The 21,618-nt window shown below is 43.3% G+C and carries 16 protein-coding genes, 1 other RNA gene and 1 pseudogene; 10 read left to right on the plus strand and 8 right to left on the minus strand.

What is annotated here, in order from left to right:
- The first annotated feature begins 243 nt into the window (after window positions 1-243).
- The 4 genes from rplM to sspB all read left to right on the plus strand — a co-directional run bounded on the left by rplM (window position 244) and on the right by sspB (window position 2,571).
- Window positions 244-672 carry a 50S ribosomal protein L13 gene (gene rplM / locus ACGF5R_RS19100; protein WP_112878885.1) on the plus strand — a complete coding sequence of 143 codons (429 nt, stop codon included), beginning with the start codon at window positions 244-246 and terminating at the stop codon, window positions 670-672.
- Window positions 673-687: 15 nt separating this feature from the next.
- Window positions 688-1,080, plus strand: a complete 393-nt coding sequence (gene rpsI, locus ACGF5R_RS19105) for a 30S ribosomal protein S9 (protein WP_011148146.1) — start codon at window positions 688-690, stop codon at window positions 1,078-1,080.
- 330 nt (window positions 1,081-1,410) lie between these two features.
- On the plus strand, window positions 1,411-2,052 hold the full coding sequence (gene sspA, locus ACGF5R_RS19110; protein ID WP_058589205.1) for a stringent starvation protein SspA: 642 nt from the start codon (window positions 1,411-1,413) through the stop codon (window positions 2,050-2,052).
- Window positions 2,053-2,055: 3 nt separating this feature from the next.
- Complete coding sequence (gene sspB, locus ACGF5R_RS19115) at window positions 2,056-2,571, plus strand: ClpXP protease specificity-enhancing factor (protein WP_112878884.1); 516 nt, start codon at window positions 2,056-2,058, stop codon at window positions 2,569-2,571.
- Window positions 2,572-2,620: 49 nt separating this feature from the next.
- Here sspB and ACGF5R_RS19120 read toward each other — a convergent pair whose 3' ends face one another.
- The 3 genes from ACGF5R_RS19120 to gltB form a co-directional block, all read right to left on the minus strand.
- Entirely contained in the window at window positions 2,621-3,127 is a 507-nt protein-coding gene (locus ACGF5R_RS19120; protein WP_162120482.1) for a hypothetical protein, read from the minus strand.
- Between the two features lie 237 nt (window positions 3,128-3,364).
- Window positions 3,365-4,783, minus strand: coding sequence for a glutamate synthase small subunit (locus ACGF5R_RS19125; protein ID WP_112878882.1), 1,419 nt, complete (start codon window positions 4,781-4,783; stop codon window positions 3,365-3,367).
- Window positions 4,784-4,792: 9 nt separating this feature from the next.
- Window positions 4,793-9,250, minus strand: a complete 4,458-nt coding sequence (gene gltB / locus ACGF5R_RS19130; RefSeq protein ID WP_387692232.1) for a glutamate synthase large subunit — start codon at window positions 9,248-9,250, stop codon at window positions 4,793-4,795.
- A gap of 747 nt (window positions 9,251-9,997) precedes the next feature.
- On the opposite strand from gltB, the pseudogene arcB reads away from it, so the two are divergent.
- From arcB to mtgA, 3 genes and pseudogenes are all read left to right on the plus strand, one after another.
- Window positions 9,998-12,389: pseudogene (gene arcB, locus ACGF5R_RS19135) on the plus strand (aerobic respiration two-component sensor histidine kinase ArcB); the annotation flags it as partial.
- 187 nt (window positions 12,390-12,576) lie between these two features.
- Entirely contained in the window at window positions 12,577-13,230 is a 654-nt protein-coding gene (elbB, locus tag ACGF5R_RS19140) for an isoprenoid biosynthesis glyoxalase ElbB (protein ID WP_112878879.1), read from the plus strand.
- Window positions 13,231-13,234: 4 nt separating this feature from the next.
- Entirely contained in the window at window positions 13,235-13,993 is a 759-nt protein-coding gene (gene mtgA, locus ACGF5R_RS19145; RefSeq protein WP_112878878.1) for a monofunctional biosynthetic peptidoglycan transglycosylase, read from the plus strand.
- 103 nt (window positions 13,994-14,096) lie between these two features.
- Here the strand turns inward: mtgA and dolP are convergent, their stop codons facing one another.
- The 4 genes from dolP to ACGF5R_RS19165 form a co-directional block, all read right to left on the minus strand.
- Window positions 14,097-14,672, minus strand: coding sequence for a division/outer membrane stress-associated lipid-binding lipoprotein (dolP, locus tag ACGF5R_RS19150; protein ID WP_112878877.1), 576 nt, complete (start codon window positions 14,670-14,672; stop codon window positions 14,097-14,099).
- 10 nt (window positions 14,673-14,682) lie between these two features.
- The gene (gene diaA / locus ACGF5R_RS19155) at window positions 14,683-15,273 is read right to left on the minus strand and encodes a DnaA initiator-associating protein DiaA (RefSeq protein WP_112878876.1); all 591 of its coding nucleotides are present in this window, start codon (window positions 15,271-15,273) and stop codon (window positions 14,683-14,685) included.
- A 24-nt stretch (window positions 15,274-15,297) separates the two neighbouring features.
- Window positions 15,298-15,678, minus strand: coding sequence for a YraN family protein (locus tag ACGF5R_RS19160; RefSeq protein WP_112878875.1), 381 nt, complete (start codon window positions 15,676-15,678; stop codon window positions 15,298-15,300).
- 72 nt (window positions 15,679-15,750) lie between these two features.
- Window positions 15,751-17,493 (minus strand): penicillin-binding protein activator, encoded by a 1,743-nt coding sequence (locus ACGF5R_RS19165; RefSeq protein ID WP_112878894.1) that lies wholly within the window; start codon window positions 17,491-17,493, stop codon window positions 15,751-15,753.
- 63 nt (window positions 17,494-17,556) lie between these two features.
- Between ACGF5R_RS19165 and rsmI the strand changes: the two genes are divergently transcribed.
- Both rsmI and rnpB read left to right on the plus strand, forming a co-directional pair.
- Window positions 17,557-18,423, plus strand: coding sequence for a 16S rRNA (cytidine(1402)-2'-O)-methyltransferase (gene rsmI, locus ACGF5R_RS19170; protein WP_387692234.1), 867 nt, complete (start codon window positions 17,557-17,559; stop codon window positions 18,421-18,423).
- Window positions 18,424-18,500: 77 nt separating this feature from the next.
- Window positions 18,501-18,877, plus strand: an RNA gene (rnpB, locus tag ACGF5R_RS19175) — RNase P RNA component class A.
- A 43-nt stretch (window positions 18,878-18,920) separates the two neighbouring features.
- On the opposite strand, the gene ACGF5R_RS19180 is transcribed toward rnpB, so the two are convergent.
- Entirely contained in the window at window positions 18,921-19,622 is a 702-nt protein-coding gene (locus ACGF5R_RS19180) for a pirin family protein (protein ID WP_112878873.1), read from the minus strand.
- Window positions 19,623-19,732: 110 nt separating this feature from the next.
- On the opposite strand from ACGF5R_RS19180, the gene ACGF5R_RS19185 reads away from it, so the two are divergent.
- Window positions 19,733-20,629 (plus strand): LysR family transcriptional regulator, encoded by an 897-nt coding sequence (locus tag ACGF5R_RS19185; RefSeq protein WP_112878872.1) that lies wholly within the window; start codon window positions 19,733-19,735, stop codon window positions 20,627-20,629.
- Window positions 20,630-21,618 lie beyond the last annotated feature (989 nt).

Here is a 21,618-nt window from a genome sequence, read left to right on the forward strand (position 1 = left end):
ACCCGTATATTTCAGACTCAAAACTGATTTTAAATATTCAAATTGGGGTCGATTTTTATTTTTGACTTCTCTATAATCTTGCAACCCCACGTTACGGCAATGTTTTTTTCCCAAAAACTTGCAATAGTGCCGGCATAGGCTATTCGAAGGGGTAGGTTTGCTGGACAAGAGTCGTGTGAACCTCAGCAAGTTTCTGAACCTTGAGTGTTCACCAACGTGTAACTTATTATTGGGTAAGCTTTAATGAAAACTTTTACAGCTAAACCAGAAACCGTAAAACGCGACTGGTATGTTGTTGACGCAGATGGCAAAACTTTAGGCCGTCTTGCAACTGAAGTGGCTAGCCGTCTGCGCGGCAAGCATAAAGCGGAATACACTCCGCATGTTGATACCGGTGATTACATCATCATCGTTAATGCAGAAAAAGTTGCAGTCACCGGCAACAAGCGTTCTGATAAAATCTACTATCACCACACCGGTCATATCGGTGGTATTAAGCAAGCGACCTTTGAAGAGATGATTGCCCGCCGCCCTGAGCGTGTAATTGAAATCGCGGTTAAAGGCATGCTGCCAAAAGGGCCGCTGGGCCGTGCAATGTACCGTAAACTGAAAGTTTATGCAGGTAGCGAGCACAACCATGCGGCACAGCAACCGCAAGTTCTGGACATTTAATCGGGATTATAGGCAATGGCTGAAAATCAATACTACGGCACTGGTCGCCGCAAAAGCTCTTCCGCACGTGTCTTTATTAAGCCAGGTAGCGGTAATATCGTCATCAACAAACGCAGCCTTGAAGTTTACTTCGGCCGTGAAACAGCGCGCATGGTTGTTCGTCAGCCGCTGGAGTTGGTTGATATGTTGGGTAAACTGGATCTGTACATCACTGTTAAAGGTGGTGGTATTTCTGGTCAAGCAGGTGCAATCCGTCACGGTATCACCCGCGCACTGATGGCGTATGACGAAACTCTGCGTTCTGATCTTCGTAAAGCTGGCTTCGTTACCCGCGATGCTCGTGAAGTTGAACGTAAGAAAGTTGGTCTGCGTAAAGCACGTCGTCGTCCACAGTTCTCCAAACGTTAATTTTTTGTCTTTATGGCAATTATTTAATGTGCAAACCCGTCTTTGTGGCGGGTTTTTTACTTAATTATCCACACACTTCCCCCAAAATGTACAAAATCTGGTAAACTAGTGCCAATTTTTGCCTCATCCATTTGTCTGCCTACTATTTGAACGGTAGTAATTGCGTTGAAACGGTAATGATTGCGTTGAAACGAAAGTAATTGTGTTGAGTAGCGCATTCCGTATTCACCGTTGTGGCGTAGAAACATAAGGGATGAGAATGAATGAGTAAGAATAGTCGTGGTCGTGTGGGGCTATTCATTCCCTTTTTAGATAAACTTGGAGGTTTTCATGGCTGTCGCTGCCAACAAACGTTCGGTAATGACTCTGTTTTCAGGCCCGGCCGACATTTTTAGCCATCAAGTGCGAATTGTATTGGCGGAAAAAGGTGTCAGTGTTGAAGTTGAGCAGGTTGAGGCAGGTAACTTGCCACAGGACCTTATCGATCTGAATCCTTATCAGACAGTTCCGACTTTGGTTGATCGTGAGCTGACGCTATATGATTCCCGCATCATTATGGAATATCTGGATGAACGCTTTCCTCATCCACCATTAATGCCTGTATATCCAGTTGCCCGTGGTTCCAGCCGTTTGATGATGCACCGCATCGAAAAAGACTGGTATTCCCTGATGCATACTATTGAGGAAGGCAATTCTCAAGAGGCCAATACTGCCCGTAAACGATTAGCAGAAGAGTTGCTAGCAGTGGCGCCAATATTTAAAGAGATGCCATTCTTTATGAGCGAAGAATTCAGTTTGGTTGATTGTTATCTTGCTCCTTTACTGTGGCGTTTGCCGGTATTGGGTATAGAATTACCGAGTTCTGGTACTAAAGATTTACAAATTTACATGCAGCGTGTCTTTGAGCGTGATGCATTCTTGGCTTCATTAACCGAAGCTGAACGTGAAATGCGCTTGCAATCCAGGAGCTGATTTATGGAGCTGTCTCAAATGTCTCCCCGTCGTCCTTATTTGTTGCGTGCTCACTATGAGTGGTTACTCGATAATGATATGACTCCGCATCTAGTTATAGACGTGACTTTACGTGGAGTTAATGTACCAATGGAATATGCCCGTGATGGGCAAATTGTGCTGAATATAGCGCCGAGAGCTGTTGGTAATCTTGAGTTAACCAATGATGAAGTACGCTTCAATGCCCGTTTTGGTGGTGTTCCCCGTCGGGTTAATGTACCGATGGCGGCAGTTATTGCGATTTATGGCCGTGAAAATGGGGCGGGAATGATGTTTGAGCCTGAAGCAGCTTATAAAGATGAATATCTTTTTAAATCCGCTTCAGATCAGGATAAGGCTGATACCTCTGCATCCGCGACAGATAATCTGGTATTAGTTACGGATGCATTGCCCGGTGCTGGAGATGATAGTGGAGCTTCACCTGATGATGAGCCACCAAAACCGACGAGAGGGCGCCCTGCTTTACGGGTAGTAAAATAAGCGTTAAAAGAGGGGGCGGTTTGCCTCCTTATTTTTTCAAATTCATTGATTAGAATTCTGTATTGTAGGCTTTTTCTAATTCCCAAAAACAATCTTCTGCTCTATTTTTAGCTTTGGAATCTGTGATAGCGCCTAAGCTCTTTTTAACCTTATCTACAAATTCTATTTTATTCTCTCTGGTCCCCAGTTCTGGTGGGATTGTGCAGATATCAGCCAATGATATATTGTTTTCTTTATCTACGTTAGCAAGGACTTCAACAGGATTATTAATTAATGCTAGGGATAATGCGTAGCGAACTTCTTTGGCAAAACCTAGGTGTATGCTTTGCGTTAATTTAAAAGCCAGTTTTATCCATTTACTATCACCAGTAGAAATGTTGTGAGTGATTTCTTGTTTGGCTCCTATTTCACCTAATTCTGCCACTACAGAATTGGTACCTCTATTCATAATTTCTTTATTAATATTTTCAGATGTTAAGGGCTGTGATAAAGCAAGTGCTGTATGACTGATAAACAGCATTGGAGATAATAAAGTTAAGGTTTTTATTAGCTTCATTAATATTTCCAGTATTTATAGTTGAATAAGCATCGTGATATTTGTGTCGGTTAATTAGAATATTTTATTTAAAACCCACACTAATGAGAATGAATATTCCAAAATATTATGTATGACAGTAATAAGTGTGGAATGTTCATTAAATACACTTGTTTTTTGTGTAAGAGTAATTCAATTAATATAAATTATCGAACTGATGATAGAAAGAGTTGGGAGCTGAAAAGCTCCCTTGGTTGATTAGATATTGAGATAATCAAGAATGCCTTGCGCGGCTTTACGCCCCTCGGCAATTGCGGTTACAACGAGATCTGAGCCACGAACAGCATCTCCACCAGCAAATATCTGCGGATTGCTAGTTTGAAAGGGAGTGTCTGAGTACTCTGGTGCGACAATGCGTCCTTGTTTATCCAAGGTTACTTGGTGATCACTTAGCCAGTTCATGGTATGTGGTTTAAAGCCAAATGCCATGATCACTGCATCGGCCTTAAGCAGGTGTTCCGAACCTGCGATAATTTCAGCTTGGCGGCGTCCATTCTCATCAGGTTGACCTAATTGAGTCCGTACCATTTTTATGCCACAAACTTGACCTGAATGGTTGATTTCAATCCTGACCGGTTGCAGATTAAACAGAAATTCTACACCTTCTTCCTTGGAATTTTTGACTTCACGCTGAGAGCCTGGCATGTTGATTTCGTCACGACGATAAGCACAGGTAACTGAAGCTGCTTTTTGGCGAATAGCCGTTCTGACACAATCCATTGCAGTATCGCCGCCGCCAAGCACCACGACCCGCTTACCTTGCATATTGATGAAAGGTTGCGATTGTAGGGCGGGATAACCCATCAAATGCCGGGTATTGGCAGTCAGAAATGGCAGAGCATCATAAACACCATCAGCATCTTCATTTGCCAGCCCCCCACGTATTGACTGATAGGTTCCTACACCAAGAAATACCGCATCAAACTGCTCAGTCAGTTCAGATAAGGCAATATCTTTGCCTATTTCAGTATTGAGCCGGAATTCAATTCCCATCTCAGAGAAAATTTCACGGCGGCGTATCATGACCTCTTTTTCCAGTTTAAACGCCGGTATGCCAAAGGTGAGTAATCCACCGATTTCCGGGTGACGATCAAAAACAACGGCTTGTACGCCATTACGAGTCAATACATCAGCACAAGCTAGCCCAGCAGGGCCTGCACCAATAATCGCAACCTGTTTGCCCGTTGGCTGAACTTGTGACATATCGGGCTTCCAGCCCATAGCAATCGCTTTATCATTGATGTAGCGTTCAATATTACCAATGGTTACTGCACCGAACTCATCATTCAGAGTGCAAGCGCCTTCACAAAGGCGATCCTGTGGACAAACACGACCACAAACTTCCGGCAGGCTGTTTGTTTGATGAGATAAATCAGCCGCTTCCATAATACGTCCTTCATTGGCAAGTTTAAGCCAATTGGGAATGTAGTTATGAACAGGACATTTCCATTCGCAATAAGGGTTACCACAAGAAAGGCAGCGATCAGCCTGTGTCTGTGCCTGATTTGCTGAAAATGGTTCATAGATTTCCACAAATTCTATTTTACGGATTTTCAGCGGCTTTTTAGGCGGATCGACGCGTTGTAAGTCGATAAACTGATATACATTCTGGCTCATCTTGGCTCCTTATTGCGCTTGAATTCGCAACTCTGCGGAAGAACGACTGCGATGTCCCAATAGGGCTTTCACATCACTGGATTTTGGTTTCACAAGCGCAAATTTGCTCAGCCACTGTTGCCAGTTAGCAAGAATATCTTCACCGCGTTGGGAGCCTGTCAGGTGGACGTGTTCAGTGATAAGCCCTCTCAAGTGCTCTTCGTGGATAGCTAAGGCATCTACTGCCAGTACTTCAACCAACTCTAGGTTAACCCGTTTGCGGAAATCATCATTTTCATCCAGGACATAAGCAAAGCCGCCGGTCATTCCTGCACCAAAATTTATTCCAGTGCGTCCGAGAATACAGACGATACCTCCTGTCATATATTCACAGCCGTTATCTCCGATACCTTCCACAACCGTGATAGCACCTGAATTACGAACGGCGAAGCGTTCTCCTGCTCGCCCGGCTGCAAACAGCTTGCCTCCGGTTGCACCGTAGAGACATGTGTTGCCAATGAGGGTTGCCTGATGGCTTTTGAAAGCAGAACCTACAGGAGGGTGTATGACAATGCGACCGCCAGCCATACCTTTACCGACATAATCATTGGCATCACCGATGAGTGTCAGCTCCAGACCGCCGGCATTCCAGACGCCAAAACTTTGACCGGCAGTACCATTGAAATGAATTTTTATGGGCGCCGCGGCGATCCCCTGATTACCATATCGAGCAGCGATAAAACCGGAAAGGGAAGCGCCCACTGAACGATCGGTATTACGGATATCGAAATAGAAAGTTTTACTTTGTTGCTTCTCAATATAGCTGGAAGCTTGAGCCAGTAAGTTTTTATTCATTGTTCCGTCGTCAAATGGCGGATTGCTTTCAGTGCAATATAAGGCTTTGCCCTGATGGGGGTCTGCGGTTGCCAAGAGCGGATCAAGATTGAGTTTGCTCTGTTTTGCTGAAATACCTTCCAGTACTTCCAACAGGTCAGTTCGGCCTATTAAATCAGTTAGATTTTTGACACCCAATGTAGCCATGATTTCTCTGGTTTCACGGGCGATGAAGCGGAAATAATTCATTACCCGTTCAGGTAATCCGTGGTAGTGGTCGCGACGTAATTTCTCATCCTGAGTGGCAACCCCGGTTGCACAATTATTAAGATGGCAAATACGCAGATATTTGCATCCAAGGGCAACCATTGGCCCAGTACCGAAACCGAAACTTTCAGCGCCAAGAATGGCCGCTTTAATAATATCTACGCCTGTTTTCAACCCGCCGTCAACTTGTAAGCGGATCTTATGACGTAATCCGTTAGCAACTAGCGCTTGTTGGGTTTCCACCAGCCCCAATTCCCACGGGCATCCTGCATATTTCACTGATGATAATGGACTGGCGCCGGTACCGCCGTCATAGCCTGCGATAGTAATTAAATCGGCATAAGCTTTGGCAACGCCAGTGGCAACAGTACCAACACCGGGTTCTGAAACCAGTTTTACTGAGATCAGCGCATTGGGGTTGATCTGTTTTAGATCGAAAATCAACTGAGCCAAATCTTCAATAGAGTAAATATCGTGATGTGGTGGTGGAGAAATAAGTGTTACGCCGGGTACGGAATAACGCAGTTTTGCAATGTACGGTGTTACCTTATCACCCGGTAATTGCCCACCTTCTCCGGGTTTAGCACCTTGCGCGACTTTAATCTGAATCACATCAGCGTTGACCAGATAAGCAGGTGTCACACCAAACCGACCGGAAGCAACTTGTTTGATACGGGAAACCTTTTTTGTTCCATAACGTGCAGGATCTTCTCCACCTTCGCCGGAGTTGGAAAAACCACCTAGCGTATTCATAGCTTCAGCCAGAGCTTCGTGTGCTTCCGGGCTTAATGCTCCAATCGACATCGCTGCGGTATCAAAGCGTTTAAACAGCTCTTCGGCAGGTTCTACTTCTTCAATAGGTAGAGGTTCACCTTTTGTTTTTATCGCCAGCAAATCACGGATTGTGGTAATTGGACGCTGATTAACCAGACGAGAATATTTCAAGTAATCGTTATATTCGCCACTATGAACCGCAGACTGTAAAGTGCTTATAACATCTGGGTTATAAGCGTGATATTCGCCGTTATGAACATATTTCAGCAATCCGCCCTGATCGAGTGGTTGACGAGCAAGCCATGCACGTTTAGATAAGTTTTGCAGATCTTGCTCGAAATCGCTGAAATTAGCACCGCCAATTCGGCTGACGACGCCATTGAAGCAGAATTCAGTTAATTCGAAATGTAAGCCGACAGCTTCAAATAGTTTAGAGCAGCGATAGGAGGCGATAGTCGAGATGCCCATTTTCGACATGATTTTATATAACCCTTTATTGATACCATTGCGGTAGTTAAGCATGACATCAGCATAAGGTTTATTAATTGTGCCATTATCGACCATTTTGGCGAGGGATTCATAAGCCAGGTAGGGATAAATCGCTGTTGCACCAAATCCCAGTAGTACAGTGAAATGGTGTGGATCACGGGCACTCGCTGTTTCTACTATCAAGTTGGTATCACAGCGTAGGCTTTTTTCTACCAAACGGTGTTGAATAGCGCCAACAGCCATAGGAGCTGGTATAGGTAACTTCTCCGACGTAATGTTGCGGTCAGATAATACCAATAATACCGCACCATCTCTGGCGAGTTGTTCAGCCTGATCACACAATGCAAACAAGGCATTTTGCAGATTGGTTTCTTGTGGATTGAAAGTTAAGTCTAATTGTTCTGCGCGATAGTGTGGACTTTGCTGCGTTATTAATTGATGAAAGTCAGAGTAGAGCAGAATAGGAGATTTAAAACTTAATCGGTGTGCCTGTCCCTCTGCTTCACAAAATACGTTCATCTCCCGCCCGATGCAGGTGGTGAGAGACATAACATGTGCTTCGCGTAGTGGGTCGATTGGAGGATTAGTGACTTGAGCAAATTGCTGGCGGAAATAGTCATAAATAATCCGTGGGCGGCTGGAAAGGACGGCAAACGGCGTATCATCTCCCATTGAACCGGTTGCTTCCTGACCATTCTCTCCCAGGACACGGATGATTTGATCTAGCTCTTCGTTGCTGTAGGCAAATTGTTTGTGATAGACCGCTAAGGATTGATCGTTCAGATCCCGATGACCCGCTTGATCTTCCAGTAATTCTTCGAATGGGGTCAGACGCTTGACGTTTTTATCCATCCATTCTTTATAGGGATGGCGGCTTTTCAAGTCATTGTCTGTTTCTTCTGCATGAAGGATACGGCCTTGGCGGGTATCAATCACGATAAGTTCACCGGGACCAACTCGCCCTTTTTCCACCACTTCATCCGGTTGATAATCCCAGATACCGACTTCGGAAGCACAGGTGATCAACTTATCTTTGGTGATAACATAACGGGCTGGGCGCAAGCCATTACGATCCAGATTACAGGCAGCGTAGCGTCCATCTGACATAACGATACCTGCGGGGCCATCCCACGGTTCCATGTGCATAGAGTTGAAATCAAAAAAAGCCCGCAGATCTTCATCCATATCAGGATTGTTTTGCCATGCGGGAGGAACCAGCAATCGCATAGCACGGATTAAATCCATTCCGCCGTTGAGAAACAGTTCCAGCATATTATCCAGCGAGCTGGAATCTGACCCTGTTTCATTGACAAAAGGGGCCGCAGTGTGCAGATCGGGAATAAGTGGTGTCTTGAATTTATAGGATCTTGCTCGTGCCCACTGGCGGTTACCGGTGATGGTGTTTATTTCACCGTTATGGGCAAGATAGCGGAAAGGTTGTGCCAATGGCCAGCGCGGGACGGTATTGGTTGAAAAGCGTTGATGGAATAGGCAAATTGCCGATTCCAAACGTAAATCAGCCAGATCGGGATAGAAACGGGGCAAATCTGCCGCCATGCACAGCCCTTTATAGATAGTCACTAGGTTAGACAAACTGCAAACATAAAAGTCGCTGTCATTGATGCGTTTTTCTATTCGTCGGCGAGCAACGAACAAGCGGCGTTCTAAATCACGTGCACGCCAGCCAGCCGGAGCATTAACAAAAATCTGTTCAATATGAGGGAGGCTTGAAAGGGCTATTTCGCCCAGAATATCACTGTTGATGGGGACTTCACGCCAGCCAACGACTGACAGGGTTTCATTTTGTAGCTCTTGTTCGATGATTGCCCGGCAGTGTTGTGCAATCTGAGGATCTTGGCTGAGAAATAGCATACCGACGGCGTAATTGCGGGCTAAATGCCACTCTTGCTCCTGTGCGACCATCCGAAAAAAGCGGTCAGGTTTTTGCAACAATAAACCACAACCGTCACCGGTTTTGCCATCTGCCAGGATTGCCCCACGATGTTGCATTCTGGCCAGGGCATGGATAGCGGTACGTACTACTTTGTGGCTTGGCTCCCCTTCAATATGGGCTATCAGTCCAAAGCCACAGTTATCCTTTTCTTGAGATTTGTTATATAGCATAGTGTGAACCTCCCGAGGTTCTGTCCGACTCTCACAGAAACTCACAGACATTTGTGAGATTAATATTTTTTACTGGCGTCTGAATTGCGCCCTCAATCAACCACCACTTGTTTATTTGTGATAAACAGGTGGTGACTTAAATGATATTGTGTCACTGCATAATTATGGTTCAGATGAGAATCTGACAGATGATTTCCAGTGACTTTCCAAGTTAACTAGAAATATAAATCAGGTCAAATATCACAGGGATAAGGTCAGGACAGGTGATAAATAAAGTTAATGCTATGATTTATAAGTAGAAAAATTAACATTAGTGTTGTGTGATATAGATCATGTTAGGATTTTAATGTGATTTATATCACTAATATTAGTGTAATATCTGTTTTGTATATGCTGTTAAACTTTTATTTATTAGATTTAAAATCTTACTAATGCTAACTTTATGGAATTAATATGTATTTTTGTTTCTTTATGAGAATAAAGTTTTATCTTTTTGGGGTATTAAAAGAGTAAAAAAGAATTTTATGCTTATTTTATCAATGTGTTTGATTATTTATTCATGCTTAGATTGTGCGGAAAGACCGGCAGGAGTAAAAAGCCAGAATAATGTTTGGGAAGTCATAACTAAAACTATTAAATAATACTATTGTTTTACCAGGTCAACAATTTCTGTTATTCCTTCAACGAAGTGGCCGGTTTTTTACGGTATGATCCGGAATGGTCATATTTAACGGGAGTCTTTATGAAATGAAGCTGCTCAGGGGCCTGGCCCAATATTATGTTGATTTAATGATGAAATTGGGGCTAGTGCGCTTTTCATTACTGCTTGCATCTGCACTGGTCGTTCTTGCTATGGGTGTACAGATGGTAGTCACTTTTCTGCTTCAGGGAGGAGTGCAAAGTATTGATTTAGTTCGCTCAATATTTTTTGGTTTGTTGATTACACCTTGGGCTGTCTATTTTCTTTCGGTTGTTGTTGAACAGCTCGAAGAGTCCCGTCAGCGATTATCTAAATTAGTTGAAAAGTTGGAAGTTATGCGTCAGCGTGATCGGGAACTTAATCAGCAATTAAAAGACAACATTATTAAGCTTAATCAGGAGATCTCAGAAAGAGAAAAAGCTGAGCAGGCTCATCTGATATTGTTGGATAAACTCAAAGAAGAGATGAAACACCGTGAGCAGACGCAGATTGAATTGGAACAACAATCTGTATTGTTGAAATCTTTTCTCGATGCTTCTCCTGATTTGGTCTATTACCGTAATGAAAATAATGAGTTTTCTGGTTGTAACCGGGCGATGGAATTGCTGACGGGTAAAAGCCAGAAACAACTTGTCGGGCTGACGCCAAATGATGTTTATGACAAAGAGGTTGCTCGCAAGGTAATGAAAACCGATGAAAAAGTGTTCCGTCATAATGTTGCGCTCACTTATGAACAATGGCTAGTTTATCCCGATGGTCGAAAAGCCTGTTTTGAGCTTCGGAAAGTCCCTTTTTATGATCGGGTAGGAAAAAGACATGGGCTTATGGGATTTGGGCGCGATATAACGGAACGTAAGCGTTATCAGGACGCTTTGGAGAATGCAAGTAGGGATAAGACCACTTTTATCTCAACGATTAGCCATGAGCTTCGTACGCCTTTAAATGGCATTGTTGGTTTGAGCCGTATTCTGCTCGATACTGAGTTGACATCTGAGCAAAATGACTATCTGAAAACGATTCATGTCAGTGCCATCACGCTTGGTAATATTTTCAATGACATTATTGAAATGGATAAAATTGAACGGCGTAAAGTGCAAATTGATAATCAGCCAATTGATTTTACCGGTTTTATATCCGATCTGGAAAACCTCTCTGGGCTGCTGGTGCAACCGAAAGATATTAAATTTGTAATGAACCCAGAACTGCCACTGCCTGCCAGAATCATGACAGATGGTACTCGTTTGCGCCAAATTCTGTGGAACTTGATTGGCAATGCGGTGAAATTTACGCAAAAAGGTGAGATTACTGTTCGAATCTGGTACGAAGAGGGAGAACGTTTGCTGTTTGAAGTCACAGATACGGGGATTGGTATCCCACATGATGAGCTGGAGAAGATTTTTGCGATGTATTATCAAGTGAAAGGCAGTCATGGTGGTTGTCCAGCAACGGGAACCGGTATTGGATTGGCGGTATCCAAACGTTTGGCTCAAAGTATGGGAGGGGATATTGTGGTGGAAAGTGAGCCGGGACAAGGTTCTCGATTTACACTGTCTATCATTGCACCGGCTATGGAGGAGAATCTTTTATGCAAAGAAGATACAGAAGATTATCCACTTCCAGCGTTGCATATCTTATTGGTAGAAGATATTGAGCTGAATGTGATTGTTGCTCGCTCTGTATTGGAGAAATTGGGTAACAGCGTGGAAGTCGCTATGAATGGTAAAGATGCGCTAGAAGTGTTTAAGCCAGGAGAGTTCGATCTGGTACTGCTTGATATTCAGCTACCCGATATGACCGGGTTAGATATCTCCCGGGAATTAAGTCAGCGATATGCCAAAAAGGATCTGCCCCCGCTGATTGCACTGACAGCAAATGTCTTAAAAGACAAAAAAGAGTATCTGGATGCAGGTATGAATGGTGTGTTGAGTAAGCCGCTTTCTGTGAATGCGTTAACCGCCATTATTGAACAATATTGGGGGGAACAGTCTGTGCATCATATGCAGCCGGAAGAAGAGGAGTCAGGATTGGTGAAAAAAGGTGAAGATTTACTTGATACAGAAATGCTTAACCAATACATCGAGCTCGTTGGGCCTCAATTGATTCGCAATAGTCTGAGTGTGTTTGAAAAGATGATGCCGGGTTACTTATCTGTTCTGGATTCAAACATGACAGCTAAAGACCAGAAAGGCATTACGGAGGAAGCGCATAAGATAAAAGGTGCTGCGGGATCGGTTGGATTGCGTCATTTACAGCAACTGGCCCAGCAGATTCAATCACCTGATTTACCTGCATGGTGGGATAATGTTCAGGAATGGGTTGATGAGTTAAAGCAAGAATGGAGAAACGATACGGAAATTTTGGGAGAATGGTTGACGGACGCTGAAAAAAAATAACCCCAACCGAGGTTGGGGTGCGCGAATACTGCGCCAACACCAGGGAAAACTTTTTACACGCCTATCTAATATTTGGTTGCGGCGAGTAAATGAGGAATTCTCCATACATCATACAAGTACCAACATAGCAAAGATAAGATTTTTTGTTACAAGATTCATTAAAATCTGTGATGAAGATTGGTGTTTAACCCCCTAAAGGGTTAAGCAATAATCTACTACAAATGGAGTGAGGTATGAAATCAGTTGCGGTTGTCTTAAGTGGATGTGGTGTATTCGATGGTAGCGAAATTCATGAGTCAGTATTAACTCTGCTTTCTTTAGACCGTTTAGGTGTTAAAACGAGCTTTTTTGCGCCTGACGAACCACAACTTCATGTTATTAATCATATTAACGGTGAAGAAATTGGCGAAGAACGTAACGTTCTACAGGAATCTGCCCGTATTTCAAGGGGAAAAATTAAGCCTTTATCACAAGCAAATGCCGATGAATTTGATGCCCTGATAATTCCTGGGGGATTTGGTGTTGCAAAGAATTTATGTGACTTTGCCGTTAAGACAGTTGATTGCGAAATAAATAAGGATTTATTAAGTTTGGTAAGGGCTATGCATAAGCAACATAAACCGATGGGATTTATGTGCATTGCGCCTGTTATGTTGCCAAAATTACTTAATAAACCGGTGAAACTAACGGTCGGCAATGATCCTGAAACGGTTGCTCAAGTAGAAGCAATGGGGGGTGTCCATATAGTTTGTGAGGTAAATGATGTTGTTGTTGATTTAGAAAACAAAATTGTGACAACACCAGCCTACATGCTTGCTGAATCTATTTCTCAGGCAGAAGTGGGAATTGATAAACTTGTCAGAAAAGTATTGGAAATGACTGAGTAACTGGATGCGAAATCCTTTTCAATTTTTATGGTACTGGCTTAAAAAAATCGTAATCTCAGTTACTATCTTATGGATAGTTTCTGTTGTTGCATTTTCATTTTTGCCAGTGCCTTTTTCTATGGTTATGGTTGAACGCCAGATTAGCGCTTGGTTATCAGTTAATTTTTCTTATGTATCTCATTCTAACTGGGTAGGGCAAGGACAAATATCGCCAAATATCGCATTGGCTGTTATTGCTGCGGAAGATCAAAAATTTCCACAGCATTGGGGATTTGACTTTGATGCTATCGAAAGTGTACTTGCGCGTAACCAAAATAATTCTGGAAGACTCAGAGGAGCTTCAACGATTTCTCAGCAAACGGCCAAAAATTTATTTTTGTGGGACGGACGTAGCTGGGTAAGAAAAGGGTTGGAAGCCGGGATGACCTTTGCTATTGAACTGGGATGGTCAAAAAGTAGAATTCTGACGGTTTACCTTAACGTAGCAGAATTTGGTGATGGCATTTTTGGTGTTGAAGAGGCATCTAAACGCTATTTTCATAAATCAGCCAGTAAATTGACGGCATCAGAAGCCGCTTTACTTGCTGCTGTATTGCCTAATCCACACCGCTATAAAGTTAACTCACCTTCGGCTTATGTCTTACAGCGTCAGCAATGGATTTTGCGGCAAATGCGGTTGTTGGGCGGGGTGAGTTATCTTGAAAAAAATGGGTTAATGAAAAGAAAAATGATTGAAGGAAGAATGAGAGGTTATTCAGTTTGACGTGGGATGATGAAAAGGGTAAAACGCCAGCGCCAAAAAATGACGCGGCCTGATACCTGAATGTTTGACCGATTTATCGTGTCATCACTTTCAATCAATATATTTAATTCAAATAAGTAAATGCGGTTGTTACCCGTTTAACACCGTTAGTTTCGCTGGCAATTTTCGCTGCGGCGTTACCCTCTTGTTTGGTCAGAATGCCCAGTAAAAAGACTTCGCCGTTTTCCGTAACGACTTTTATGTTAGAAGACTTAACCGAGTCACTAGCCAGGATTTTTGAGCGTACTTTAGTTGTAACCCAGGTATCCTTAGAAGCAGTACCTAATTCAACAGGTTTCCCCTGACGAATTTCATTGTAAACGGTGTGTGTTCCATCAACACGCGAGGCTATCTGTTTAGCACGGTCTGAAAGGCTTGAGTCTGGGCTTTGACCTGTCAGTAAAACTTTTCCTTGATAGGCAGTGGTAATAATACGGGTTTGCTCTTTGAGCTGCTTATCTTTGTTAAGCGCATTACTAACACGGGCTTCGAGAGTACTATCGTCAACCTGTTGACCAATAGTTCGGGGATCGGTTGCGGTTTTAGTCGCTACGGCAGCAGAACTGACCACGACCGCACCAATACATCCTTGTAATATTACAGCAGCACAAATCGTAGCTAATAGGGAGAAAAATCGCATTATTGGCTCCTTAGTCATCCTGATGGGGAAAAAGTGTATTATCGATTAAGTCACATAAGCAGTTAACTGTTAGCATATGAACTTCTTGAATTCTGGTACTGCGATGAGATGGAATACGAATCTCTACGTCTTGTGGCCCGAGTAAGCCGGCAAGCTCACCACCATCATAGCCAGTAAGGGCGACAATTGTCATATCGCGGGTTACAGCGGCTTCAACGGCTTTGACAATATCACGGCTATTACCATGTGTAGAAATCGCTAATAACACATCGCCTGGCTGACCTAATGCCCGTACCTGTTTAGCATAAATTTCATCATGCTGTTTATTGCTTGAAATCGCAGTGATGACCACATTGTCTGCATTAAGTGACAATGCGGGCAGGCTTGGGCGCTCAGTTTCAAACCGGTTAATCATATTGGCAGCAAACCGTTGGGCAGTCGCTGCTGAGCCTCCATTACCACAGCAAAGGATTTTATTACCATTCAGTAATGACTGAACCATCATCATTGCCGCTCGCGAGATAGCATCAGGTAATGCTTCTGCGGCTGCAATCTGAGTTTGAATACTTTCTGTAAAACAGACTTTAATTCTATCCAGCACGTTTATAACCTACTCAGTATCATTTTAACGAGTAAACTCATTTTGATTGAAGGCATTTTGCAACCATTCAAATTGTTGACCAGTAATAGCACAAATATCAAAGCGACAAGAAGAGGTTTCAAAACATTCACCTCGTTGAAACAGCCATACTGCGGCAGCGTGTAATAATTTTTTACGCTTGCTACGGGTGATTGTCACCAATGCATCTCCATATTGTCCTGATTTGCGAAAACGGACTTCAATAAAGACCCAAGTTTGCTTGTCTTTCATAATCAGGTCAATTTCACCACCGTGAACTTTCACATTTGCGGCGATAAAAGATAATCCTTGTTTTTGTAAAAACAACTTTGCCTGCGCTTCATAGTTGCGTCCTAGCAGATAACTTGTCAGCTTTTTTATTTTCATCCTGCTTTTTTATTTTCATTCTGAAATGAGTCATTTGAATTGAAAGGCCGCTTGGTAGCAAGCGGCAAGTTGCTAAATAGCCGTGATTTGGCCTTGATGATATTGCATCCATGAGAGCTGTCGGAAAATGGTGCAGTTTTCTTGAACAGACAGCACCCCGGAAGCACCATTGAGTTGGAAATCACTTTGAAGCTGAACTTGACTGAATTGATTTGCTAATGACCAGGCATCAATACCCATAGCATAAAGGCGCATCAAAGAGTAATCATTTGTAAATTTACTGGCTGCTTGCTGCATCAGTGACAAGTTAGCACCGGCGATTAAGGGAATGTCACTGAATTGCATTCCCTCCATCTCCAGGCGGAAATCGGGACCAACGCCAGCCTGATTACTGCGGGAACTTGCGTAAAGGGCGGGCTTATCGCGGGAGCTGATTGCCATATCAATCATTGTCTTAATTAGCGTCAGTTCATCCAGGGTAGAAACAATATAAACTGCATCCACTGAGCCGCCAGTAGAAGTAGGAACGACATCGGTGTTTATCTGGGGGATTTCCAGATCACCAATAGCGATTGATGTAGGTTGATTGCTTGTGACATTGACGGCTGTTCCGGTCAAGCGAATACCGGTACCTCTATTAATTAATTGTTTCAGTTCGGCGGAAGAGCCAAAAGTTTGTTGCAGAACAGCATGTCCCCCTTGTTTTTGCCATTCCTGTGCAAAGGCTTTGGCAATGCGATCACCAAAAGTCCCTCTGGGGACCAAAATCAGAGGATTCTGTTTCTGTTGCTGCCAAATATGTTCCGCAGCATTTTTCGCTTCATCTTCTGGTGACAAAGAAAAATAGCAGATATTAGAGTGTGGTTGAGCATTGTCTAACTCGTTTAGTACTAGCATGTTTAATGCAGTATCTATCTGAACGAGTTTAACCACATCTGGCTTAAGTAACGGCCCGACAACTAAATTCACACCATCCTGCTTAGCCTGAATGAATAAGTTTTCCAATGGCTGGCTGGCTGTGTCATAGATTTTGACCTGTTGTGTGTTAATTGGTGCATTGGCTATGACAGGTGTTGTTTGAGTGGTTGGTCTTGCTGAGTCTATGATCGCCACTTCACTAGGGGACATATCGGTAGAAACCATGCTATCTGACGCGCTATCGTTGTCTGCTATAGATAAATTTTCCGGGTTTTCTGTTGGTAATGATGGACTGGGTAAACCGGCCTGAGCATCAAGAAAACCTTGGCGAATGGCTTCACCGAATACTTTTGCTTGACCACTTAATGGCAGGAACAGAGCAATACGGATATTCGTATCTTGCTGTTGGATGGCTGCCTGTTGTAACTGAGTTGGGAGTGACTGTGCGGCAGGGTTTTGTGGATAACGAATTTTCCAGTCACGGATAGCTGCCTGTAGTTTGTCGGAGTCCTGTTTGTTATCCTGATAGGCACTGAGTAAGTCCAGCCAGCCTTGCAGAACATTTTCATCAGCGTTGATGACCAATCCACGGCGCTCTTGTGGTGAAAGACGGGTCAGCATTTGCCAGGTATCATCAATATTTTTTTGACGAGCCGCACTTTCTTTCACAAGTGGTTCTTGAGCGATATAAGCACGGATGACATCAAGAGAAGGTTCGCCATGGGCGGCATCAATGATGGATTGATAACGGGCGATTTCTGTACTGATTTTGTCCTGAGTTTGCGAAGGTTGTCGCCCCTGTTGATCAGGTACGGTACATCCTGCGATGATCATGACTGCCAGCATAGCTGAACAGACTAAACCAGTTTTGATACGCACAAAAATTGAGGAAAGCATACTGTATCCAGCGATGTTTTTTTCAAAGATGCTCAATTTTAAATCGGCCATTCGGATGAAACAATGAATCAACCTAATCGAGCAGTGGTTACGACATCCACGCTATATGTTGTACCAACCCCCATTGGAAACCTGGGTGATATCACTCAGCGTACGCTTGAAGTTCTTGAGCATGTCGATCTGATTGCAGCCGAAGATACGCGACATACTGGCTTGTTGCTTCAACATTTTGCCATTAATGCACGCATGTTCGCACTTCATGATCATAATGAACAGCAGAAAGCAGATCAATTAATTACAAAACTCCAACAAGGGCAAAGTATTGCATTAGTCTCTGATGCAGGAACGCCCTTGATTAATGATCCTGGTTATCATGTGGTTCGCCGTTGCCGTGAAGCTGGTATTCATGTTGTCCCACTTCCAGGGCCTTGTGCGGCGATAACCGCCTTGTCTGCTGCTGGTCTGCCATCAGATCGTTTCTGTTACGAAGGATTTCTGCCCGCAAAGCGTAAAAGTCGGACAGATACTTTACGGGCTTTGCAACAGGAGCCACGCACATTAATTTTTTATGAATCCACTCATCGTCTGATCGAAAGTTTAGAAGATATGGTTGAGGTGTGGGGAACTGAACGTTACATCGTTTTGGCACGGGAATTAACAAAAACTTGGGAATCCATTCAAGGGATGCCAGTAGGTGAACTTTTGGCGTGGGTTAAGGAAGATGAAACCCGTCGCCGTGGTGAAATGGTATTGATCGTTGAAGGTTATAAAAAACCGGATGACGATGTTTTGCCTCCAGGGGCATTAAGAACACTGGCGCTTCTTCAACAAGAACTGCCATTGAAAAAAGCAGCGGCATTGGCGGCAGAGATTCATGGTGTGAAGAAAAATGCGCTTTATCGTCATGGGTTGGGACAGAACGAAGAATAATGGCAATTGCTGATAAACAGGGCAGATTATCAGTAAACGCCTATACATCGTTGGACAAACCTCTTATAATCCGCCGCGGAGTTGACTAGACAGTCGCTGCTTTACCATTAATCCTTTGGACGATGGGTAGAGGAGAGGAAAGTCCGGGCTCCACAGGGCAGGGTGCCAGATAACGTCTGGGGGGTGAAAGCCCACGACCAGTGCAACAGAGAGCAAACCGCCGATGGCCTATTTAATGTAGGATCAGGTAAGGGTGAAAGGGTGCGGTAAGAGCGCACCGCACGGCTGGTAACAGTCCGTGGCACGGTAAACTCCACCCGGAGCAAGGCCAAATAGGGGTTCATTAGGTACGGCCCGTATCGAACCCGGGTAGGCTGCTTGAGCCAGTGCGTAAGTGCTGGCCTAGATGAATGATTGTCCACGACAGAACCCGGCTTATCGGTCAACTTCACAAATTTAGCCCCGTTAGATTGGAATCTGACGGGGCTTTCACTTTTTTAAGCAGCCAGATCAATTAACAGCCCCTGGAATTCCGTATCTGCTTTTAAAACCAGACGACTTTCTTCATGAATAAAAGCGCCATCTCCGCATTTAATTAAATTGTTATCCTTAGAATTGCCTCTTATTTTTATATTTCCGTTTAGGGATTGCAGATAGGCATTTTTTCCCTTCAATTGCAGATGATGAGATTGATTTTTATTAAGGAAAATATAATTTACCCACACTTGCTGACGTAATTGCATACTGCCATCTTCTGCGGTTGGAGAAGCTAGCATAGCCAATGGTTGTTCTGGTAATTCCATTCGTTGCAATGGTAAGCTTTCCTGCTGAGGAAAGGCATTCAGCCAAAGCTGCAAGCGCGTCAGTGGCTTATTAGTACTGGCATTATGTTCACTGTAGCTGATGCCTTGACGGGCAGAAAATAGCAAACATTCTCCCTTGCGCGCTCTGATGTAGTTGCCTTCGCTGTCACGGTATTCTGCTTCACCTTGTAGAATAATATTCAATATATCCACGTGTGGATAGGATTTAGGTTGGAAAGCGGCTTTGGGGGCGATGACTTCTTGATTGAGTACACGTAGCGCGCCATAACCTAAAAACTTTGGGTCAAAATAGTGACCAAATGAAAATGTATAACGAGCCTGTAGCCAACCATAGTCAGCTTTCCCACATTGTTTTGCTGTTCTATTTATAATCATGATGGTGGTTACCTTAAAAAAACACACACTAAGGATAGTAATTATCTGGACGGCGAAATGTTAGCCAGTTAATCTGGTCAGCATATTCAAATTTCCTGATTGAGAAAAATATGAGCAAAGAACGAGCGCTTACACTGGAATCTCTCCGGGTCATGGATGCGATTGACCGGCGGGGAAGTTTTGCTGCGGCCGCTGATGAGCTTGGTCGTGTTCCTTCTGCACTTAGCTATACGATGCAAAAATTAGAAGAGGAGCTGGATGTGGTGCTGTTTGACCGTTCGGGTCACAGAACTAAATTCACCAATGTCGGTCGCATGTTGCTTGAGCGTGGACGTCAATTGCTTGAAGCTGCTGATAAATTAACGGCTGATGCAGAAGCGTTAGCGAGAGGCTGGGAAACTCACCTGACAATTGTTTGTGAAGCGTTGGTTCCTGCTTCTTCATTATTCCCGTTAGTAGGTAAGCTTGCTCAAAAATCGAATACTCAGCTCTCTTTATTGACTGAGGTTTTGGCTGGTGCATGGGAGAGGTTGGAAACTGGTCGGACGGATATTGTTATTGCACCAGATATGCATTTTCGCGCATCGGCAGAAATTAATTCACGTCAGCTTTACAGCATTACCAATGTTTATGTCGCCAGCCCTGATCACCCTATACATCAGGAGCCAGAGCCTTTGTCCGATGTCACGAGGGTGAAGTATCGTGGTATTGCTGTGGCGGATACAGCGAGGGAGCGCCCGGTATTGACGGTTCAATTGTTAGATAAACAACAGCGTTTGACAGTCAGTTCTCTGGAAGATAAACGCCGTGCTCTCTTGGCTGGGTTGGGCGTTGCTACCATGCCTTATCCTATGGTGGAACAAGATATTGCAGAGGGTCGTTTACGGGTGATTAGTTCTGAATATAGCCATGACACAAATGTCATTATGGCATGGCGACGAGACAGCATGGGGGAAGCTAAGTCTTGGTGTTTGCGGGAAATCCCTAAATTGTTTGTTAGTCGGTAAGTAGAAGCGATGTGAGCAATCAAATTAGAAGACAGGCTGAAAAAAACATGATTCGATGATTGCTTAACCTGTGTCTTCCTGTGCCCTTAATTTGATTGCCGAAAGAGCTTGGCGGCTTTGCTACCAAGCTCTTTTTGAGCAGAGTTGTCATCACTGGTAGGTGTAAATTTTGTGATCTCTATTCGCTGAATATTGATGGTTCTATTTTTTTGGTGCCAGACAGTGATAAAAACAGGGAGACTTTCGTATTTATTAATAACACCAGAACGGCTTTTCCCTAGGTCAGAATGGTTGTCCTGATGTCAATATATTCTTATAGGGTTGTTGTCTCTATTATTGTGTATCTTTTCTTTAATCAATGGCAACAAATAGGACAGGCCATAGTGCATTTTTCTTTGGCAAGAAAGATGCTATTATAGCAACTACCTGACTTTCTGAAAAATTGTACTTATCAGCCGAATCTGTCTCCATTTATTATTTTTAGCCAAAATGATTTTTTGCCATATGATATTGTTTGAGAAGATCATCGGTATTATCGTATGTGACAGAACAGCTACTTATGTTAATTGTTGTGTTATGTTTAGCATTGTCTTTGCTCTTTCTTTTATAATCTTTTATTTGTAGTCTCCAACGTATTCCTAATACCCCAATTCCATCGCTTGAGTATTTGTCTTCATCGAAATTATCTATTAGTAAAATAAATTTAAATAATTATATTGTGATAGAGCTTAATATAATCAATAAATACAGTGTTGCTACTATTAATTTATGGTGTGATGATAATTCGTTTTTGCGTTTTTAACTATATTTTACATAATTTTATTCTTGTGATTAAAAAATTGAATTGGATTAAATAATCTTTAAATATATTTAAGTTGATGGCAGATTCGACTAATAAGTGCAATTTTTCAGAAGGGCGGTCAGTTGCTATAGTAGGCATCTTTCTCGCCAAAGGAAAATGCACTATGGCCTATACACAACTGACCGAA

It is taken from the genome of Photorhabdus sp. RM71S, assembly GCF_042879355.1.
Taxonomy (GTDB): domain Bacteria; phylum Pseudomonadota; class Gammaproteobacteria; order Enterobacterales; family Enterobacteriaceae; genus Photorhabdus; species Photorhabdus kayaii.